This window comes from Tateyamaria sp. syn59, assembly GCF_007995245.1.
Classification (GTDB): domain Bacteria; phylum Pseudomonadota; class Alphaproteobacteria; order Rhodobacterales; family Rhodobacteraceae; genus Tateyamaria.
On record NZ_VCBA01000002.1, the window covers coordinates 58,703 to 79,359 of the forward strand.

General features: G+C 61.7%; 15 protein-coding genes and 1 tRNA gene. 7 read left to right on the plus strand and 9 right to left on the minus strand.

The genetic code is table 11. The features are described 5' to 3' along the window. Positions 1 to 73 precede the first annotated feature (73 nt). On the minus strand, positions 74 to 1,153 hold the full coding sequence (gene recA, locus FD715_RS03625; protein ID WP_039687797.1) for a recombinase RecA: 1,080 nt from the start codon (positions 1,151 to 1,153) through the stop codon (positions 74 to 76). A 197-nt stretch (positions 1,154 to 1,350) separates the two neighbouring features. On the opposite strand from recA, the gene FD715_RS03630 reads away from it, so the two are divergent. Beyond that, positions 1,351 to 1,950 (plus strand): gamma-glutamyl kinase, encoded by a 600-nt coding sequence (locus tag FD715_RS03630; protein ID WP_147105402.1) that lies wholly within the window; start codon positions 1,351 to 1,353, stop codon positions 1,948 to 1,950. Between the two features lie 2 nt (positions 1,951 to 1,952). Here the strand turns inward: FD715_RS03630 and FD715_RS03635 are convergent, their stop codons facing one another. From FD715_RS03635 to guaB, 3 genes are all read right to left on the minus strand, one after another. Next, positions 1,953 to 4,157, minus strand: coding sequence for an ATP-binding protein (locus FD715_RS03635; protein WP_147106679.1), 2,205 nt, complete (start codon positions 4,155 to 4,157; stop codon positions 1,953 to 1,955). A gap of 251 nt (positions 4,158 to 4,408) precedes the next feature. Further along, positions 4,409 to 5,569, minus strand: coding sequence for an RsmB/NOP family class I SAM-dependent RNA methyltransferase (locus FD715_RS03640; protein ID WP_147105405.1), 1,161 nt, complete (start codon positions 5,567 to 5,569; stop codon positions 4,409 to 4,411). A gap of 44 nt (positions 5,570 to 5,613) precedes the next feature. Continuing rightward, entirely contained in the window at positions 5,614 to 7,062 is a 1,449-nt protein-coding gene (gene guaB / locus FD715_RS03645) for an IMP dehydrogenase (RefSeq protein ID WP_147105408.1), read from the minus strand. A 114-nt stretch (positions 7,063 to 7,176) separates the two neighbouring features. On the opposite strand from guaB, the gene speB reads away from it, so the two are divergent. From speB to FD715_RS03675, 6 genes are all read left to right on the plus strand, one after another. Next, positions 7,177 to 8,133, plus strand: a complete 957-nt coding sequence (gene speB, locus FD715_RS03650; protein ID WP_147105411.1) for an agmatinase — start codon at positions 7,177 to 7,179, stop codon at positions 8,131 to 8,133. Positions 8,134 to 8,299: 166 nt separating this feature from the next. Beyond that, positions 8,300 to 10,336 (plus strand): ASKHA domain-containing protein, encoded by a 2,037-nt coding sequence (locus tag FD715_RS03655; protein ID WP_147105414.1) that lies wholly within the window; start codon positions 8,300 to 8,302, stop codon positions 10,334 to 10,336. Further along, entirely contained in the window at positions 10,333 to 11,169 is an 837-nt protein-coding gene (locus FD715_RS03660; protein ID WP_147105418.1) for a class I SAM-dependent methyltransferase, read from the plus strand. The genes FD715_RS03655 and FD715_RS03660 overlap by 4 nt, the downstream gene beginning before the upstream one ends. A gap of 36 nt (positions 11,170 to 11,205) precedes the next feature. Next, positions 11,206 to 11,279: transfer RNA gene (locus FD715_RS03665), tRNA-Gly, on the plus strand. A gap of 87 nt (positions 11,280 to 11,366) precedes the next feature. Continuing rightward, positions 11,367 to 11,609 (plus strand): nitrate/nitrite transporter NrtS, encoded by a 243-nt coding sequence (gene nrtS / locus FD715_RS03670; RefSeq protein ID WP_147105421.1) that lies wholly within the window; start codon positions 11,367 to 11,369, stop codon positions 11,607 to 11,609. A 6-nt stretch (positions 11,610 to 11,615) separates the two neighbouring features. Further along, positions 11,616 to 13,259 carry a sulfatase-like hydrolase/transferase gene (locus FD715_RS03675; RefSeq protein ID WP_147105424.1) on the plus strand — a complete coding sequence of 548 codons (1,644 nt, stop codon included), beginning with the start codon at positions 11,616 to 11,618 and terminating at the stop codon, positions 13,257 to 13,259. Between the two features lie 3 nt (positions 13,260 to 13,262). On the opposite strand, the gene FD715_RS03680 is transcribed toward FD715_RS03675, so the two are convergent. The 5 genes from FD715_RS03680 to zwf all read right to left on the minus strand — a co-directional run bounded on the left by FD715_RS03680 (position 13,263) and on the right by zwf (position 20,511). Continuing rightward, positions 13,263 to 14,882, minus strand: coding sequence for a long-chain fatty acid--CoA ligase (locus tag FD715_RS03680; protein ID WP_147105426.1), 1,620 nt, complete (start codon positions 14,880 to 14,882; stop codon positions 13,263 to 13,265). A gap of 187 nt (positions 14,883 to 15,069) precedes the next feature. Further along, positions 15,070 to 16,554: a peroxidase family protein gene (locus FD715_RS03685; protein WP_147105429.1), complete on the minus strand. Its 1,485-nt coding sequence runs from the start codon at positions 16,552 to 16,554 to the stop codon at positions 15,070 to 15,072. A gap of 258 nt (positions 16,555 to 16,812) precedes the next feature. After that, on the minus strand, positions 16,813 to 18,390 hold the full coding sequence (pgi, locus tag FD715_RS03690) for a glucose-6-phosphate isomerase (protein WP_147105432.1): 1,578 nt from the start codon (positions 18,388 to 18,390) through the stop codon (positions 16,813 to 16,815). Between the two features lie 4 nt (positions 18,391 to 18,394). After that, a complete protein-coding gene (gene pgl / locus FD715_RS03695) occupies positions 18,395 to 19,063 on the minus strand; it encodes a 6-phosphogluconolactonase (protein WP_147105435.1) in 669 nt (222 codons plus the stop codon). Next, the gene (gene zwf / locus FD715_RS03700; protein ID WP_147105438.1) at positions 19,060 to 20,511 is read right to left on the minus strand and encodes a glucose-6-phosphate dehydrogenase; all 1,452 of its coding nucleotides are present in this window, start codon (positions 20,509 to 20,511) and stop codon (positions 19,060 to 19,062) included. Before zwf ends, pgl begins: the two co-directional genes overlap by 4 nt. Between the last annotated feature and the right edge of the window lie 146 nt (positions 20,512 to 20,657).

Below are 20,657 nucleotides of genomic sequence, written 5' to 3' on the forward strand. Positions count from 1 at the left end.
CGCCTCCGGTATTGTCCGCACCACGTCTGGCGCGCCGGGGACGTTCCGGGCCCAGTCCCCCGTGCAGGACCGATCAGGCCTCCAGGATATCATCATCCTCGGTCTGTTCGTGCTTAGGCATATCGAAATCGAGACCGTGCGCGGCGCGGATCTTATCCTCGATATCCAGTGCGATGCGGCTGTTTTCCTTCAGGAAGGTCTTGGCGTTCTCACGCCCCTGCCCGATCCGTTCATCGCCATAGCTGAACCAAGAGCCCGACTTTTCTACCACGCCCGCCTTGACGCCCAGATCCAGCAGCTCGCCCATTTTCGAGATGCCTTCGCCGTACATTATGTCAAACTCGACCTGCTTGAAGGGCGGCGCCACCTTGTTCTTGACGACCTTCACACGGGTTGCGTTGCCGACGACCTCGTCGCGGTCCTTCAGCGCGCCGATGCGGCGAATATCAAGGCGAACGGACGAGTAGAACTTCAACGCGTTGCCGCCCGTGGTCGTCTCGGGCGAGCCGAACATCACGCCGATCTTCATCCGGATCTGGTTGATGAAGATCACCATGCAGTTCGAACGGCTGATCGAACCCGTCAGCTTGCGCATCGCCTGGCTCATCAGGCGAGCCTGCACACCGACGCTGGAATCACCCATGTCCCCCTCAAGTTCGGATTTAGGCGTCAGTGCCGCGACCGAATCCACGATGACCATATTCACTGCACCGGATCGCACCAGAGTGTCAGTGATCTCAAGGGCCTGCTCACCCGTGTCGGGCTGCGAAATCAGCAATTCATCCAGGTTCACGCCCAGTTTGCGCGCATATTGTGGGTCAAGCGCGTGCTCGGCATCGACAAAGGCGCAGACGCCACCGGCTTTTTGTTGTTCGGCCACGCAATGCAGCGTCAGCGTGGTTTTACCGGAAGATTCAGGGCCATAGATCTCCACGATCCGGCCCATCGGCAACCCGCCAATGCCAAGTGCAATATCCAGACCCAGCGACCCGGTCGAGCTTGCCTTGATATCCTGAATAGCGTTCTCGTCGCCCAGCTTCATGATCGAGCCTTTGCCGAACTGCCGTTCGATCTGGGCCAGCGCGCTGTCGAGCGCCTTTTGTTTGTCTGCCGATTTCTTGTCTGTCATGGTCAAAAGGTCTGCCGTTGCCATTGCTTTGGTCCTTTGTGTCATACCCGCCGGGGGGCGGCAATCACTGCCGCAGCTGCGTCGATGTTCCCCTTGCGTTCCTTATGAGATCAAATGGAGAACATTTCAATAAATTTCTACACACCTACCTTTTGTGATGATGGGTTAAAGAGTAGTTTACGCCGCAACGAGAAGACGCAAAAAATGGATTGGGGCAGGACATGTTGGTGTTTTACAAGGCCAGGCTGGCCTTCCTCTCTGTCCCTAAAACTGGCACATCCGCGTACGAGACGGCACTGCGCCCGCATGCGGATCTGGTGATTTCCGAACCACCCGATCTCAAGCACGCGCCGGTCTACCGCTACAATCGTTTCATCCGGCCGATGTTTGAAAAGGTTTGCGATGTTGAACTTGAGGTGATGGCGGTGATGCGCGAACCCATTAGCTGGTTGGGCAGTTGGTGGCGCTACCGCCAACGGCCCTTTATGCAGGGCAAGCCCAATGCCACACACCACATCAGCTTTGATGAGTTTGTGCTGGCCTATATGAAGGGACGGCGCCCCGGCTTTGCCAATGTAGGCAGCCAATTCAAGTTTCTCGAGCGCCAACCGAATGGCACGGGTGTCACGCACCTTTTCCGCTACGAAGACCAGACGCGGTTGCAGTCGTTTTTATTCGACCGTGTCGGTGTGACTTTTGAGTTGGGCCGCGAAAACGTGTCGCCCGAGCGCGCGGTTGAACTCTCGGAAGATGTCGAGCGTCGGTTCCGCCGCAAGTTTGCTGAAGAGTTTGCGCTGTATGACAGTATCGGTTCCGGCTGACGTTAGTGCAGTTGCTGGTGCACCGTTTCGGCAAGATCGTTCAATGAAAACGGCTTGGGCAGGAATACTGAATTGGGGATTTCGCGCTGCTGATCACTCAACCGGTCCTCTGCATAGCCCGAGACAAAGACGACGCGCACATCCGGTCGGTCCTGCAACGCTTCGCGTACCCAGGACGGGCCATCCTTGCCCGGCATGACGACATCCGTGACAAACAGATCCACGTTCAGCGTAGCATCCTCAAGCGTCTTGAGCGCGGCTTCAGCTGAATCCGCCTCAAGCACAGTATAGCCCCGCAAACGCAGGGCCCTGCTGGCAAAGGCACGCACGGGCGCTTCGTCTTCGACCAAAAGGATCACGCCGTCGCCGTGTTTCGGTTCGGCAAGCTTCGCTGGCGCCTTGGGCGCGGGGGCTTTTGCGGCCGGCGCCTCGAGCACGGGGAAGATGATGGAAAAGCACGTCCCCTGCCCCAAAGTGCTGTCGACAAAAATAAATCCGCCCGTCTGTTTGACGATGCCGTAGGCCGTGGACAGGCCCAAGCCGGTGCCCTCGCCTGTTTTTTTGGTGGTATAGAACGGCTCGAACACCTTCTGCAGCTTGTCAGGCGAGATGCCGACGCCCTGATCAACGACGCGCAGACAAATGTATTCGCCAGCAGGTACGTTGACGCGGTCCCGTTCCAGCGGCTCCGTCAGGGTCATGCTTTCAGTCTGGATCTGAATTTCGCCACCTTCCGGCATCGCGTCGCGGGCATTCACAACCAGGTTCATCAAAACCTGCTCCAACTGGCGCTTGTCGGCCCGGATCGGCTTGAGGATCGGGTCGTGTGATAGGGTCAGAGTCACCTTCTCACCCACCAGACGGTTCAGCAGGTGGGTCAGGTCTGACATCGTGTCGCGCAGGTCCAATTCTTCAGGGCGCAAGGTCTGTTTGCGTGAAAAGGCCAGCAATTGCCCGACAAGGGCCGCGGCGCGGTTGGCATTCTGGTTGATCTGCACAAGGTCGCTGTAGTCTGGGTCGCCTTGGTCGTGCCGCAAGAGCAGCAGGTCACAGTGCCCGGAAATCGCTGTGAGCAGGTTGTTGAAATCATGCGCAACACCGCCCGCAAGCTGTCCAATGGCCTGCATTTTCTGGCTCTGCACGAATTGGGCTTCGAGCGTCTTCAGTTCCGTCGCATCCGCCAGAACCGCGATGACAGATACTTCGCCATCGTCCTGCATCCGGTTTAGCGCCACCTGCACGAACATCTCCTTGTCCGCCCGGCTTAGCCGCAAGAATTCGGATTGCTGGACAGCCCGGTCCGACACCGTTTCCTCAAGCCAATCGGTGATGGGCCGCCCCAACCCGGCCATGAGGTCGGAGATATGCTCGCCCGCGGCCAGTGCCGGGCCGATGAGATCTGCGGCGCTGCGGTTGAAACTGCGCACCTCGCCATCGGGCGAGAAGCGCACCAGCGGGACGGGCAAATCCTCGAAAGAGGCCCAGCTGCCCGTTGTCCCGACACCGTTTTCAGGCGGGGGCAGCAGGTAATAGGCTTGGCGCCCGGCCCCGGCATCAATTTGCGTGACAAGCACGTCAACGGACCCGTCATTCGTGCTGACTGGACTGACCGCGCCCGACGTCACGGGCACGCGGTCAAACACGGACTCAAGTGTTTTGACCCGCGACCCGATCAGTTTACGGGCGCTTTCATTCATATAAAGGATCGCCCCGGTGCGACCGACCATCAGCATTGGCAAGCCTGGACCGTCCGCGCCGCGCCCCTGGCCTGTGTCGGGTGCCGCCTCCAGCCGCCACAGAAGGGTGTCGTCGTCCATATGGTGAACAGCGAGGCGCATATGCCCGCGCCGCGTCACAATATCTTCGCGCGCCGCACCCTCGACAGACGCCTGACCTTTCAATCGGAACAGGATACCGCCCGGGTTTGCAAACGTGTTGCGCAATGTCCCGGCGAGTGTCTCACCACGCCGCGTGGCATAGGCCTGCCGCGCGGCTGCATTGGCGCGCAGCACTTCGCCATCTGCCGTGCAGACAAAACTGGGCGAGGCGTCTTTTTCGATAAACGCCCCAATATTAGAGAGTGCCGCATCCTTCATCGCCTGGGACCTTCGCGCCGACAGTAGAAAGGTGAGGCCCAAGCCAAAAAAGGTAAGCGCAGCGGCGAGCAGTCCGAGCTGGATCAACCGCTCAGGCGCCAACGCACCCATAACGCCCAACAAAGCGGATGCCCCCAACAGGCTGACGGCGCGGTTGGACCCACGCCGTTCGGGACGGATCAAGCTAAAGGGCGTTTGCACGCTGTCGGGCACCAGACACCTCACCGTTGCGATTCGATGTGCCTTTCTGCGAGGAAAACGGTTAATTGCCGCTTAACCGGCACCCCGTCACCTGCATGCGATGTCACCAAATCAAGGCGAAACATCTGGCAGCTATAAACCTGAGGTTGAGTAAAGCCCGCTCAATCGGCTCGCGTCAAGTGCGCGCTGTAAAACCCGTCGCCCCATTGATCGACTGGCTGAGTTTTTTCATGGCGCGCCACAAAAGATGAACCTTGCCCCGCAAACCATTCCATTTGCGCGTTATTTTCACATCCCAAGATCGAGCATGTTGCGTAAACCAGTGTTCCACCGGGCGCGACAAGCGATGCGGCTTTGGTCAGGACATCGCGCTGCATAGCGCAGAATTCTTCAAGCCGCGCGGGCGTAAGCGCCCATTTCGCCTCTGGTGTGCGCCGCCAAGTTCCCGCGCCGGAGCATGGCGCATCGACAAAAACCAAATCAAACGGCGCGTGCGTGTCCACCTCTGATGCCTGGCAGATGTCAATCTTGTGCCGCCCGCGCGCGGCGCGCTCTGGCAGGTCTTTCATCCGATTGGGATCAATATCACTGGCAACGACCGCCCAGCCGCGCGCAGCCAGGGCAAGGGCCTTGCCGCCACCACCCGCGCACAGATCCAGCGCGCGGCCCGGCTGTCCCAAGGCAGCAACGGCGGCCTGGCTCGACGCGTCCTGGATTTCGACCCACCCTTCGCGAAAAGCCGCGCTGTTGCGCAGATGTCGCGCGCCTTCGGTCACGGTCAAGGCCGTGTCGGCGCGCGGGTTTGGTACAGCCTCGATGCCCTCTTGCGCCAAAAGTGCGCGTGCTTCGGACATGTCGCAGACGCCCAGGTTTACGCGCACCGTCACCGGGGCGCGGCCAGTCAATGCAAGCGCCATTGCCTCGGCCCGTGCACCAAGACTGTCCTCGAATAGTGGCACCAGCCAATCGGGCAAATCCCACGCGGTTCCCTGATCGTCCGGCAGGTCATGCACAGCCCGTTCGGCGTCCGACAACGGCGCGGGCGCGTGTCCCTGACCGTCAAAAAGTGAATCGAGGTCAATCTGCTGTGCGCGCAACCTTCCGATCATCCGTGCCCGCCCTGTGCCCGCCCCGCCGCGCGCGGCGTCGCTGCGCCAGTGACGCAGAACATCAAAGACATGGTCCCGCACCGCAGCACGGTCCTTGGACCCGGCAAAGCGGCTGGAACGCGCCCATCGGCTCAGCGCCTGTTCGGCGGCCTGTCCGCCCGCAATGGCATCGAGGATGCCAATAGCTGCGGCCACACGCGCGCCCGGTGTCATGCGGTCATGCCAACATCAACATAGCGCTGCAACATACTGTTTTCTCACATAACGCGGTAGTTAGGCGACTCGCGCGTGATCTGCACATCATGGACATGGCTTTCCTTCAGCCCTGCGCCGGTGATTTTTACGAATGCGCAGTTCTTGCGCATTTGGTCAACGGTTGCGCACCCGGTATATCCCATGGCGGCCCGCAGTCCGCCCACGAGTTGGTGAATGACGGCGCCTGCGGACCCCTTGTATGGCACTTGCCCCTCGATTCCTTCGGGCACCAGCTTGTCGCTGGCGGCATCCTTCTGAAAATAGCGGTCGGCCGACCCGCGCGCCATAGCTCCGAGGGAGCCCATCCCGCGATAGGATTTGAAGCTGCGGCCCTGGTAGAGGATCACTTCGCCGGGGCTTTCATCGGTGCCCGCGATCATGGAGCCAACCATGGCGCAGGACGCCCCGGCGGCAATAGCCTTGGCAAAATCGCCCGAAAACTTGATGCCGCCATCGGCAATCACCGGCACGTCGCCAGCGGCAGCCGCGCAGTCCATGATGGCGGTCAGTTGCGGCACGCCGACACCGGCGACCATGCGCGTCGTGCAGATGGACCCCGGTCCGATGCCCACTTTGACAGCATCCGCACCCGCGTCGATCAGCGCTCGTGTCGCCTCGCCCGTTGCGACGTTGCCCGCCACGATCTGTACCTCGTTCGACAGCCCTTTGGCCCGGCGGACGGCTTCAGCCACGCCTTCGGAGTGCCCATGGGCGGTATCTATCACGATCATGTCGACGCCCGCGTCCACAAGCGCCTCCGCCCGTTCGAACCCGGCATCGCCCACTGTGGAGGCCGCAGCAACCCGCAAACGGCCCAGATCATCCTTGCAGGCCGTCGGGTTGAGCACTGCCTTTTCCGTGTCCTTGAGGGTCAAAAGACCGGTCAGCTTGCCGCTGGCATCAGTGACAAGCAGTTTTTCGATGCGCCGCGCCTTCATTAGGCTGATCGCCTCGTCCCGGTCTGCCGGTTCATGCAGAATGGCGAGATCCTTGGTCGTCATCATCACCGAAACCGGCGTCTTGTCATTCTCGGCAAACCGCATGTCACGATTGGTCACGATCCCCACAACCCGGCGGTTTTCATCCACGACAGGGAAGCCGGAGAACCCATAGACTTCGGATAGCTCGCGCGCATCTGCGAGGGTCTGGTCGGCGCTGAGGGTTATTGGGTTGTACACGATGCCGCTCTCAAACCGCTTCACCCGCCGCACCTCCTGCGCCTGCGCTTCGATATCGAGATTGCGGTGCACGACGCCCATGCCACCCGCCTGCGCCATCGCGATAGCCATTCGCCCCTCTGTCACCGTGTCCATGGCAGAACTGAGCAGTGGAATGTTCAACGCGATGCTGCGTGTCACCCGCGTGCGGGTGTCAGCGGTCGTGGGCAGCACGTTGGACGCGGCCGGAACCAAAAGAACATCATCGAAGGTGAGCGCCTCGCGAATCTCCATGGGTCTCTCCTTGGGAGGGTTCGTTTGACGCTTCCCTATTTCACGGGGCGGCAAAAATGGAAAGGGGCAAATGGGTGGCTTGCGCGTGGCGATGGCGCTGCGCAGAGTGCGCCCATGACCAACAGCTACGACACCGGCCGCCTGAACCTGCCCTTCGTGGGCATCTCCACCTTTGGCAAGAGGCCCTATGTCGAGGATTGGAGCAGCATCGACGCCGATGTCGCCATCCTCGGCGCGCCCTTTGATGCGGGCACGCAATGGCGCGCGGGCGCACGGTTCGGGCCACGTGCGGTGCGCGAGGCCTCGACACTGTTCAGCTTCGGGCACGCGGGCGCCTACGATCACGAAGATGACGCGACCTACCTGCCGGAAACCGTCCGCATCGTGGACATGGGCGACGCAGACATCATCCACACCGATACCGAAGGCTCGCACGCAAACATCGAAACAGGCGTGCGCGCGGCACTTGCCGCCGGTGCCCTGCCCGTCACCATCGGTGGCGACCATTCCGTCAACATTCCCTGCATACGCGCCTTCGACAGCCAGGGTGACATCCACATCCTGCAAATCGACGCGCATCTCGACTTCGTCGATGAAAGACACGGCGTCATGCACGGGCACGGCAACCCGATGCGGCGCGCAGCAGAGCAACCTTACGTCACAGGTCTCACGCAGGTGGGTATCCGAAATGTCAGCTCCACGGCCAAGGAAGGCTACGACGACGCCCGCGCGATGGGCTCCGACATCCTGTCGGTCCGGCAGGCCCGCGCGCTGGGGCCGCAAGGTGTTACCGACCGCATCCCGACAGGTGCGCGGCTTTACATCACCATCGACATCGACGCCTTCTGCCCCTCCATCGCGCCCGGCACCGGCACGCCAAGCCATGGCGGGTTTCTCTACTACGAGGTTCTGGAAATACTGCAAGCGGCGGCCAAGCGGCATGAGGTTGTGGGCATTGACCTGGTCGAGGTGGCACCCGACTACGATCCGACCGGCTCGACCGCCATTCTGGGTGCGCAGGTGCTGATGAACCTGTTGGGCTTTATCTTCCACGCTCGCGCCAGCGGATAGGGTGCAGGGGGCCAGCCCCCTCGGCGCGATGCGCCTCACCCCCGAAGTATTTTCAGCCAGAAGAAAGGGGTAATCTGCCGCCATATGAACGGCTCATGTCGTTTGACACCTTTCCCCTGCCCGCCCGGCCACTATGGTATGCGCAAGCAAGTCATCCGAGGCGTCCATGAGCACCGATCCACTCGTCGTTTTCACCCCATCCGGCAAGCGCGGGCATTTTGCCGTTGGCACTCCTATTCTGACTGCTGCACGGCAGTTGGGCGTGGACCTCGATTCCGTCTGCGGCGGGCGCGGGATCTGTTCGAAATGCCAGATCACACCAAGCTATGGCGAGTTCCCGAAACATGGCGTGACGGTGGCCCAAGACGCGCTGTCAGAGTGGAACAGCGTCGAAGAGCGTTACAAGTCCAAGCGCGGCCTGATTGATGGTCGCCGCCTCGGCTGCCAGGCCACCGTGCAAGGCGACATCGTGATCGACGTCCCCCCCGAAAGCCAGGTGCACAAGCAGGTCGTCCGCAAACGGGCCGAGGCGCGGGACATCGTGATGAACCCCTCGACCAAGCTCTATTATGTTGAGGTGGCCGAGCCGGACATGCACGACCCCTCGGGCGATCTGGAACGGCTGGTCGCCGCCATCGAGGCCGACTGGGGCATCACCAACATCCACGCCGATCTGCACATCCTGCAGGACCTGCAACCGGTGCTGCGCAAGGGCGACTGGAAGGTCACGGTCGCCATTCACCTCGGCGACGATGAAAACGCCCCGCGCATCATGCACACCTGGCCCGGCTACTACGAAGGAGCCGTTTACGGCCTCGCCGTCGATCTTGGCTCTACCACCATCGCGGCGCACCTTTGCGACCTGACCAGTGGCGATGTCGTCGCCTCGTCAGGCATCATGAACCCGCAGATCCGCTTTGGCGAAGACCTTATGAGCCGCGTCAGCTACGGCATGATGAACACCGGCGGCGCAGCAGAGATGACTGCAGCCGTGCGCGAAGGGATGAACGCCCTCTTCACCCAAATCGCGACCGAGGCAGAAATCGACAAGGGGCTGATCGTCGATGCCGTTTTCGTTTGCAACCCGGTCATGCACCACCTGCTGCTGGGCATCGACCCGTTTGAGCTGGGACAAGCACCCTTCGCGCTCGCCACATCCAACGCCCTGCGCCTGCGCGCCGACGACCTTGACCTGAACATCCACCCCTCCGCCCGCATCTACCTGCTGCCCTGCATCGCAGGCCACGTGGGCGCTGACGCCGCTGCTGTGGCGCTAAGCGAAGCACCGGACAAATCAGACGACCTGATGCTGGTCGTAGATGTCGGCACCAACGCGGAAATCCTGCTGGGCAACCGCGAGAAAGTGCTCGCCTGCTCCTCCCCCACCGGCCCCGCCTTCGAAGGGGCACAGATCAGCGCAGGCCAACGCGCCGCCCCCGGTGCTATCGAACGGGTCGAGATTGACCCCGCGACCAAGGAACCCCGCTTCCGCATCATCGGCGTCGATATGTGGTCGGACGAAGACGGCTTCGAACAGGCCGCCGCAGACACCGGCATCACCGGCATTTGCGGTTCGGGCATCATCGAGGCGATTGCCGAGATGCGGCTTGCGGGCGTGCTTGATGCGTCGGGCCTCATCGGCAGCGCCGAGCAAACGGGCACCGCGCGCTGCGTGCCGGACGGACGCACGCACGCCTATATGCTACACGACGGCTCTGCCACTGGCGGGCCACGCATCACCATCACCAACCCCGACATCCGCGCCATCCAGATGGCCAAGGCCGCGCTCTATTCCGGCGCGCGGCTGCTCATGGACAAGTTCGGTGTCGATACCGTGGACCGGGTCGTACTCGCGGGGGCCTTCGGCGCGCATATCTCGTCGAAACACGCCATGGTGCTGGGCATGATCCCGGACGCCCCGCTGAACAAGGTCACCTCCGCCGGCAACGCGGCAGGCACAGGCGCGCGCATCGCGCTTCTGAACCGCGACGCAAGAGGTGAGATCGAGGACACGGTCCGCCGCATCCATAAGATCGAAACAGCGATCGAGCCGCGCTTTCAGGAGCATTTCGTCAACGCCTCCGCCATCCCCAACTCCGCCGATCCGTTCCCGATCCTGAACGGCATCGTCGATCTGCCCGATGTCAGCTTCAATACAGGAGGCGAAGCCGAAGGCGGACGCCGCCGCCGGAGACGCGCATGAGCAATGCAGAGCAGGAGGAGTTCTGGACCTCGGACGCAGGTCCGAACTGGGTGGCCGAGCAGGAAAACATGGACGCCCTGCTGGCACCCGTCCTCGACCTCCTGCTTGACCGCACCCCACTGAAGTCAGGCGACACCGTCCTCGACATCGGCTGCGGAACCGGCGTCAGTGTAGCCGCTGCTGCCCGCATCGTCGGCGCACAAGGGCATGTCACCGGCCTCGACATCTCACAAACCATGCTCGACCTCGCGGCACAACGGACCACGGCAAATAACACTGGTTTCCTGAAGGCCGACGCTCAAAGCCACAGCTTTGACACACCGTTCGACGCCATGATCTCCCGCTTCGGCATCATGTTCTTCGACGACACGGTCGCCGCCCTCGCCAATCTGAACACAGCCCTCGCACCCGGCGGCACGATGACCTTCGCCGCCTGGGGCCCTGCCCCGCAAAACCCTTATTTCATGGTGCCCGCCAAGGCGGCCATCGGCGTGCTAGGCGAGATGCCCAAGGTCGACCGCACCCTGCCCGGCCCCTTCGCGTTCGAAGACAGCGCGCGGGTTCTAGGCATGATGACCCGAGCCGGGCTGAGTGATCCGGGCGTCGAAACGGTCCACCTCGATCTCACCGCTCCGGGCGACGCCACCGAGACAGCCGCCCTGCTGCTCAAGATCGGACCGGCCCAAAGAGCCATCGCACATCACGAGGCCGACGCCGCAGCGACAGCACGTGTGCAGGAGGCTGTCGCCAACGCCATATCGCAATTCGACACCGACCTCGGCCTGCGCATCCCCGCCTGCATCCACATCTATACGGCACGCAAACCCGCTTGACGCCAGCGGCCCCCACGCCTATCCCAACCTCCGAGCGCGGGTATGGTGAAAAGGTATCACGGCAGCTTCCCAAGCTTTAGTTACGGGTTCGATTCCCGTTACCCGCTCCAGTTCTCCTTCACAGTTCCGTGCACCTGCTGACGCACGCCTTGCTCTTCGGAACCAATCGGTCCACCTGTAAGCCGAGGAGACGCTCTATGTCACATCCCAACGCCCTGCAGATCGCCACGGACCGCACAGTTGTCAAACGCGCCGCCAAGATCGCATTCGTGGTGGGCGTCATCATTGCCATGATCAACCACGGCGACCGGATCACCTCCGGCACCATGGACGCGGTGGCATGGGCCAAATGCGCACTGACCTTCCTTGTGCCCTATTCCGTCTCCACCTACTCTTCGGTCATGGCCGTACGGGAGCGGCTGCAAAGCCTCGGGGACTAACCTACCTTGAACATTCTGTTTGTGATGTATGATCAGCTGAGGTTCGACTACCTCAGCTGCGCCGGACATCCGCACCTGCACACCCCCAACTTCGACCAGATCGCGGCCATGGGCGTACGCTTCACCAATGCCTATGTGCAGTCACCCATCTGCGGCGGCTCGCGCATGTGCTTTTACACGGGCCGCTATGCGTCTTCCCACGGCGCCCACTGGAACGGCTTTCCGCTCAAGGTGGGTGAGCAGACGCTCGGCGACCACCTGCGCAAGATCAGCATGTCCTGCCACCTGATCGGCAAGACGCACATGACCGTCGATGGCGAAGGGATGGAACGACTTGGCCTCGACCCGGACAGCCTCATCGGCGTGCGCACCTCCGAATGCGGCTTTGATCCATGGGTGCGCGATGACGGGCTCTGGGCCGAAGGACCGGACGGCTTTTATGACGAAAGACGAAGCCCTTACAACGAATACCTCAAGTCAAAAGGCTACGACGGCACCAACCCCTGGGCCGACTACGCCAATGCCGGGGTCAAGGACGGTCAAATCGCATCGGGCTGGTTCTTCGACAACACCGACCTGCCCGCCAATATCCGCGAGGAAGACAGCGAAACACCCTGGCTCACCACCGAAGCCATCCGCTTCATCGACCAGGCGCAGGGCCCGTGGTGCGCGCACCTGAGCTACATCAAACCGCACTGGCCCTACATCGTCCCGGCACCCTACCACGCCATGTACGGCACCGAACACGTACCACCCGCCACCCGCGCCGATGAGGAAACCGAAGAGGCGCACCCGGTCTACGACGCTTTCATGAACGGCCCCGTCGGCCGCGCCTTCCAAGACGAGGAGGTGCGGAACAAGGTCATCCCCGCCTATATGGGGCTGATCAAGCAATGCGACGACCAACTCGGCCGCCTGCTCCACCACCTCGAGGCGACCGGTCGGATGCAGGACACCATGATTGTGCTCACCTCCGATCATGGCGACTACCTGGGCGACCACTGGCTGGGCGAAAAAAACCTGTTCCACGACCCGTCGGTCAAAGTGCCGATGATCCTCTATGACCCGCGCGAGACGGCAAAGGGCACACGCGGCACCACCTGCGACGCATTGGTCGAATCCATCGACCTCGCCGCAACCTTCATCGACGCAGCGGACGGCACCGTCCCCGACCACATCATCGAAGGGCGCAGCCTCCTGCCCTGGCTGCGCGGCGAAACACCGGAATGGCGCGACTACGCCATCTCCGAATACGACTTCTCAGCAACACCCGTTGCGGTAAAACTCGGACTGGAACCGCGCGACTGCCGCCTCTTCATGGTCTTCGACGGACGCTACAAACTGATGCACTGCGCCGCCCCCGGCTTGCGCAACATGCTCTTCGACCTGGAAACCGACCCCGACGAGCTGCACGACCTCGCCAAAACCGACGCCCACCGCGACATCGAAGCCCGCCTTCTCGCACACCTCCACGACTGGGGCCTGCGCATGTCCCAACGCACCACTCGGTCCGAAGATCAGATCAAAGCCATGCGCGGCGCCTCGACAGGCAAAGGCATCCTCATCCACCTCAAGGACGGGTCAGAAGTCGATGAAAAGCTAACACAAAAATACCGCGGCCCCGCCCGTCAGGACCACCTCAAAGACTAGCGGTTATCCGATCAGCACCCCGCCAAACTCTTCGCGCAGGTTCCGCTTCAGCACCTTGCCGGTCGCATTGCGTGGCAGCACGTCGGTGAACACCACCTTGTCCGGCACCTGCCACTTGGCGATCTTGCCGTCGAACACCTCCAGCACCTCCGCCTCCGACGGGCTCTGCCCCTCGGCCGCAACAGCCACCAGCACGGGCCGTTCGTCCCATTTCTCATGCCGCGCCCCGATCACGGCGGCATCGGCCAAAGCCGGATGCGCAATCGCGATGTTCTCCAGATCGACGGACGAAATCCACTCGCCGCCCGACTTGATGATGTCCTTCGACCGATCCTTGATCGACAGGTAGCCATCGGGGTCCAGCGTCGCCACATCGCCGGTATCAAACCACCCATTCGTCAGCGTCTCGTCCACGCTCTTGTGGAAATAGCTGTCCAGGATCCAATGCCCCCGCACCATCAGCGCCCCCTGCGCCTCCCCATCATGGGGCAGCGGGTTGCCGTCATCATCCATGATCTCCAGCTCGACCCCCCAGGGCGGACGGCCCTGGTTCTCACGCAGCTTGTGCTGCGCATCGATCGGTAGATCGGCGTGCTTGGCCAGAGGCTGATTGGACGAGCCCAAAGGCGACATCTCGGTCATGCCCCAGGCATGGATCAACTCCACATCGTATTTCTCGCGGAAGGCCGCAATCATCGACGGCGGACAGGCCGACCCACCCACAACCGTCCGCTTCAAGGACGCCAGCTGAGACCCCGACGCCTCCGCCTCGCCCAGCAGGCCCAACCAGATCGTCGGCACGCCAAGCGCAATCGACACCTTGCATCCGTCAATCAGTTTCACCAGCGAAGGCCCGTCCAGTCCCGGCCCCGGCAACACCATCCGCGCACCCACCTGCGCACAGGCATAGGGCGTGCCCCAGGCGTTCACATGGAACATCGGCACCACGGGCAAGGCGACATCACGGGCCGAAAATCCGATGCAATCCGGCGTGTTCGACGCAAACGCATGCAAGACAGTCGAGCGGTGGGAATACAAAACCCCCTTCGGGTTCCCGGTCGTCCCGGACGTATAGCATAGCGATGAGGCGGTGTTTTCATCGAACTCAGGCCACGCGAAATCTGGCGCGCCAGAGGCCACCAACTCATCATAGAACTCCAGCCCGTCAATTTCAGCCGCCGCCGCCTCGTCCCGGCCCTCCATCAACACGATATGCTTCACGCCGGGGATCTTGTCCCGGATCGCCTTCACCAGCGGCACGAAAGTGCGGTCGATGAACAGAACCCGATCCTCGGCATGGTTGATGATGTAAATCAGCTGTTCCGGAAACAGGCGCGGATTGATCGTGTGGCACACCAGCCCGGCCCCAGACACGCCAAAGTAGATCTCCAGATGCCGCCGGTTGTTCCACGCGATGGTGGCACAGCGCGCCTGCGGCTCCAGTCCCAGCTTCAACAGCGCATCGCCCAGCCGCCGACTGTTGGCGCCCACCTGCCCCCAGGTCGTCTCCTCAAGGCCGCCGCCGGTATTCACGGACGTGATCACCGTGTCGGCATGATACCGCGCTGCATGGTCGACCAGCGATCCAATGGTCAGGGGATAGTTCATCATTTGGCCAAGCATGGGCGCCTCCCGTTTTTCCTGTCAGAGCAACGCCTTGCCCGCACGCACCCTCCCCGGTGCACGCGCGTTCCTCCCTTGGTCCAACCCTGCCAAGGGGCGGCGCACCTTGCAAGCACGGCGTCACGCGGCTGACGCAAAGAAAAGGGCCGACCACATGGCCGGCCCTCCCTCGTTCAAAGCAATCGGCTCAGCCGCACTGCAAATCCTCGGCATGGGCAATGTGCCCGCGATGCGCTTCGACATAAGCAATCAGCCCGGCCATCACGCTCGGCTGGCCCGTAAACCCGTGCCACGGCTTGAAGTGCGGCACATGCAGGAAGGTCGTGGGATCACGCTTCAGCAGGTTGCCAAAGACCGACGCCACCAGACGGCCCCCTGCCCCGGTCAACTTGCCATGACCCTTCTGCTCCGCCTCCTGCAGGCAGTAGAACCACAGCGGCGTCTTGGTGATGCCCTTGGCCTTCAGGATCGCAGGCGGATCAATGGGATGCGTGCCCAGATGCGCCGCCAGCTGCTGCCCGCTCGCCAGCTGATAGGTGTAGCGATCGCGCACCATGTTGCGCAGGGCGAGGTTGGCGGATTGCGGCTGCGTCAACGTCTCCTCGATCTCTGCCAACTCAATGGGCGCATGCACAAAGGGCAGGTTCAGCAGCGGCATGCCCAGCTTCGGCGCCACAGGCCGCGCCTTTTGCGAGGTCACATCCCCATTCATGCCAAAGAACATGGCGTAGTCGATGTTGCCATCCACAGGCCGCGGGCCAAAACCGGGCAACGCAAACAGCCCCTTGGGAGCCGCCCCATCCGTCAGCGCATATTCAAACTGCGTGGTCGCATGTCCAAAGCGATAGCCAGCACCGGTGAACTCCACTGGCATCACCGGCGCATCCCAGCCAAAGGGATCATTCTGCAACGCCCAGTCCAGGCACTCCTGCTGAACAAAAGCAGGCAACAACTCGCACCACACAATCCACTGGTAATGCAGGCGAATAAAGCGGCGCACTTCTTCAAAGTTCGCCAGCTTCGGGCTCACATGATCGTGCCAGACATGTTTCGGCAGGCCCTCGTGGGCGCAAGCGCTGATGTCCTTGGCATCATCACCACCCTCGACCCGCTTGCTCATCAGGATGTTGTGCAACTCGATGAACACCGACTGCACCTGCGCCACGAGGATATTCTCATCATTGCGCGGATCACCGATCAGTGCCTTGCCCGCACAGGTCCGCGCCAGATCCCGCGGGTTGTCCTTGCGCCCATGGACCAGGAACTGTTCCGCCTCGCCCGCACCATAAAGATGCGGCGACGCCTCCGGCCCCGCGCCATAAACGCAGTCGAGATCCAGGCTCGGCGTGCGCACATTCGGAATGGTCGACGGATCAATCCGTGTCCCAAGGGCCGAGGTCGCGTCCAGCGTGATATCATGATCCACGAACTGCCCAAGGAAGGTCATCCCCGCATCCGCGGGCCCGTCCTCATTCTCGACAGCCCCCATGGACTCCGCCAGCTCGTGCAGGGTGGCAATCACATCCGCATGGGTGATGTTTTTGATGCGAACAGGGTTCGCGGGCAACACCCGCCCCAGAGTTTGCGCAAAGGGCCGCGCCGGTCCTTTGCCATGAATACACGTTTTGAAAAGTTGATCGAGCCGTGTCAGCCCATGTTGTGTGCCAGCCATAATATTGGCCTCCGGTGCATGTTGAAAGAAACAGGACGAAAATATTGAATGCCCTGACGCAACAATGTTGCGTTTTCAACCATAAGTCAGGTCAGATATTCCCGACCAAACGCACCCGCATCGGCAAAAAACCGCGCATACGCACCTCAGCCCTTCTTCTGGCTAAAAATACCTTCGCGGGAGCTCGAGGGGGCAGACAGCCCCCTCGTCAGCAAAAAATAGATCGCGTGCGCCGTCAGGCGCGCCGTTCAACAGCAGTCATGACCGATGCGCATGCAGATAGGCGATCAGGCTGCGTGTCGATCCGTCCTTACCCTCCGCCGATGCCGTCCCTTCGACAACAGGTTGCAACGCTGTCGCCAATTCCTTGCCCAATTCCACACCCCATTGGTCGTAGGAATTGATACCCAGGATCACGCCCTCGACAAACACGCGATGCTCATACAGCGCCACGATCTGGCCCAGGGTGAACGGATCAAGCTTGGGATAAATCAGCGTGGTCGACGGCCGGTTGCCCGCAAACACCCGATGCGCCGCCTGCCGCTCCAGTTCGGCACCTTCGAACTTACCGGCGATCTTGGCCCGCGCCTCATCCAGCGTCCGCCCGCGCAACAGCGCCTCGGATTGCGCCAGACAATTCGCCACCAGCAGTTCGTGATGATGACGCAACTCCGGCTCATGCCCCTCGCAGGCCACCATAAACTCACAGGGGATCACCGACGTGCCCTGATGGATCAACTGATAAAACGCATGCTGCCCGTTTGTGCCCGGCGCGCCCCAGACAACGGGGCCACTCTCAACCGGCACCACGCCGCCATCCATGGTCACGGACTTCCCGTTCGACTCCATCTCAAGCTGCTGGAAGTAATCCGGCAACTGCCCCAACCGCTGATCATAGGGCAGCACGGCGCGCGTCGCATGTCCCAGCACCTGCCGGTGCCAGATGCCGACCAGCGCCAGCATCAAGGGCATGTTCTCCGCCCCTTCGGCGGCACAGAAATGCCGGTCCATCTCCTGCCCACCGCGCAGAAAGGCGCGGAAACCGTCCGGGCCAACGGCCATCATCAACGACAACCCAATCGGCCCCCACATCGAATAACGCCCACCAACCCAATCCTCGAAACCAAAGACGCGCTCGGCCGGAATGCCAAAGTCCGACGTCTTATCAAGGTTCGTGGACAAAGCCGCAAACTGCGCCGACGGATCACCGCCCTGATCCAGCATCCACGCCCGCGCGGTGCGCGCATTGGTCATGGTTTCAATGGTGGTAAAGGTCTTCGACGCCACGACAACAAGCGTCGTTTTGGCATCCAGCCCCCGCAACGTGTCTGCAATATGCGCCCCGTCCACATTGGACACGAAATGCACACGCGGCCCATCATGGTAAGGCGACAGCGCCTGCACCGCCATCGCGGGCCCAAGGTCCGACCCGCCAATCCCGATATTCACCACATCCGTGATGGCACTCCCGCGCACCTCTGCGGCATAGGCTTCCATCCGCCCGAGCGTCTCCAGCACACCAGGCATGACGTCCGCGCCATCCACATGCACCGGCCCGCCATCAAGGTTGCGCAGGGCGGTGTGCAGCACGGACCGCCCCTCGGTCTCATTGATCTTCTCGCCCGCAAACATCGCATCGCGCCGCGCCGCCACATTGGCACTGCCCGCCAACGCCAGCAAAAGCGCGCGGGTGTCGGTATCCAAATTCGTCTTGGAATAATCAAACCGCATGTACTGCGTCTGCACGGCAAATTCATCCGCGCGCGCGTCATCAAACAAGTCCAGAATGGCCCGATCCGCAACCGCATCGGCCTTCGCCTTCAACTCAGTCCACATGAAATCACTCCGCCCAATGCACCGTGAGGCTGCTCATAACCGCCTTAATTGGCGCCTGCGTGACATCCAGGCTCTCCGCCCGTTCCAAAGCGTCCCGCTTCTCAGCCCCATAAATCACCAAATGCTTCGCCATCGCCCCGGCCAGCGCGGGGCCCGAGAACGAGATCCGAGGCTCCTGCCCCTCAACCGACACCGGCACCACCAGTGGCGCATCATCGGCGAGCATCTCAGCCAACCCGACAGCGCCCGGAAACAGCGACGCCGTGTGCATATCCGCCCCCATCCCCAAAAGCAGGATGGAAATTGGCATCTCCTCGGCCAACTGCTCGGACAAAAAAGGTGCCGCCTCATCCGGCGTCTGACCCTCAATATAAAACGGCACGAACTTGGCCACCGCCGCACGGCTCTGAAACAGGTGTTCCTTCAGCAGTTTCGCATTCGACCGCTCGTGATCTTCGGGCACCCACCGCTCATCGCTCAGCATCACATGCACGCGCGACCAATCCACATCCGCAGCACACAGGTTGTCAAAAATCGGCCCCGGCGTCGTGCCACCAGGAACGACGAAAGACGCCCACGGATGGACCAGCAGACAGTTCTTCAACTCGCTCGCAAGCGCATCGGCCAACCCAATGGCCAGCAGATCTCGGTCGGGATACTCGACGATATTCATGGGGCCACTTTCCTCCACACGCGGGTATCGCGTGCCAGAAGCTGTACGGCATCCACCGGCCCCTCGCTACCGGCATCATAGGTCTTGGGCACATCTCCGCGCGCCTCCCAGCCCTGGATGATGGGATCGGTCCAGGCCCAGGCGGCTTCAACCTCGTCACCCCGCATGAACAGGGTCTGGTTGCCCCTGATCACATCCATGATCAGCCGCTCATAGGCATCGGTCTGATCCGCCCCATCCGGCCCCAACGCCTCGGCAAAGGACATGTCGAGCGGCACATTCATCAACCGCATCCCCCCAGGGCCCGGCTCCTTGATGGTCACGCCCAGCGTAATCCCCTCATTCGGCTGCAACCGAATGGACAGCTCATTGCGATGCTCGCCCGCCTCGCCAAATATCGAGTGGTTCAACTCCTTGAACACGACCACAATCTCGCTCGACCGCGCCTTCAGCCGCTTGCCGGTGCGCAGGTAAAACGGCGTGCCCGCCCACCGCCAGTTCGAAATGCCTACCTTCATGGCAATGTAGCTTTCGGTGCGCGACCGCGGATCGCCCACCGCCTCACGATAGCCCGGCGCATCCGCACCCGGCTCGTACTGCCCGCGCACGATATGATGGGGCACCATAGGATCCAGCGCCCGGATCACCTTCAGCTTCTCATCGCGCACCGCATCCGGGTCAAATTTCGACGGCGGCTCCATAGCGATCAGGCACAAAAGCTGCATCAGGTGGTTCTGCACCATGTCGCGCATCGCACCCGACTTGTCATAGTATTCACCACGGCCACCCACGCCGACAGTCTCGGCCACGGTGATCTGGATGTGATCCACGTACTGGCTGTTCCACAAGGGCTCAAACAGCATGTTGCCAAAGCGGACAGCCATCAGGTTCTGCACCGTCTCTTTGCCCAGATAATGGTCGATCCGGTAAATCTGCCGCTCGTCAAAATGCTTGGCCAAATCGCGGTTCAACGCCTTGGCCGTCTCCAGATCACGGCCAAAGGGCTTTTCGACCACGATCCGGCTGCCCGCATCGGTCAGCCCATGCTTGGTCAACCGCTCCGCCAGATCGCCAAACAGGCTCGGGCCAACCGAAAAGTAAAACGCGCGCACCACATCATCGCGCATCAACGCGACCAGATCGGACCACCCGTTCTCGCCCCGCGCGTCAATGGTGACGAACTCCATGCGCTCAAGGAAGCCGTCCAGCGTGCCATCTTCGCAAGCGCTATCACCACCAAACTCCGCAATCGCTTCGGCCACAAACGCACGATATTCCGCGCTGTCCATGTCACCTCGGGCTGCACCAATCACGCGTGCTTCTTTGGGCATCTGGCCAGCACAAAAGCGACGAAACAGTCCTGGCAGGATCTTGCGGCGGGCCAGATCCCCAGTGCCTCCGAAAACCACCAGGTCGAAAGGGTCCACCGGAATGACGCGCGATACCATGGCAAGGGCTCCCTCTTGCGTGCCTGCAAAATGTTTGCGCTACCAGTAGCAGATTCAAACAGATACTCAACGCCCGATGCTGCAGGTGCAGCACCGGACCGCATCTTTCTATCACAAAGCCGTCAGGGAGCCACACCGCGCTTTCC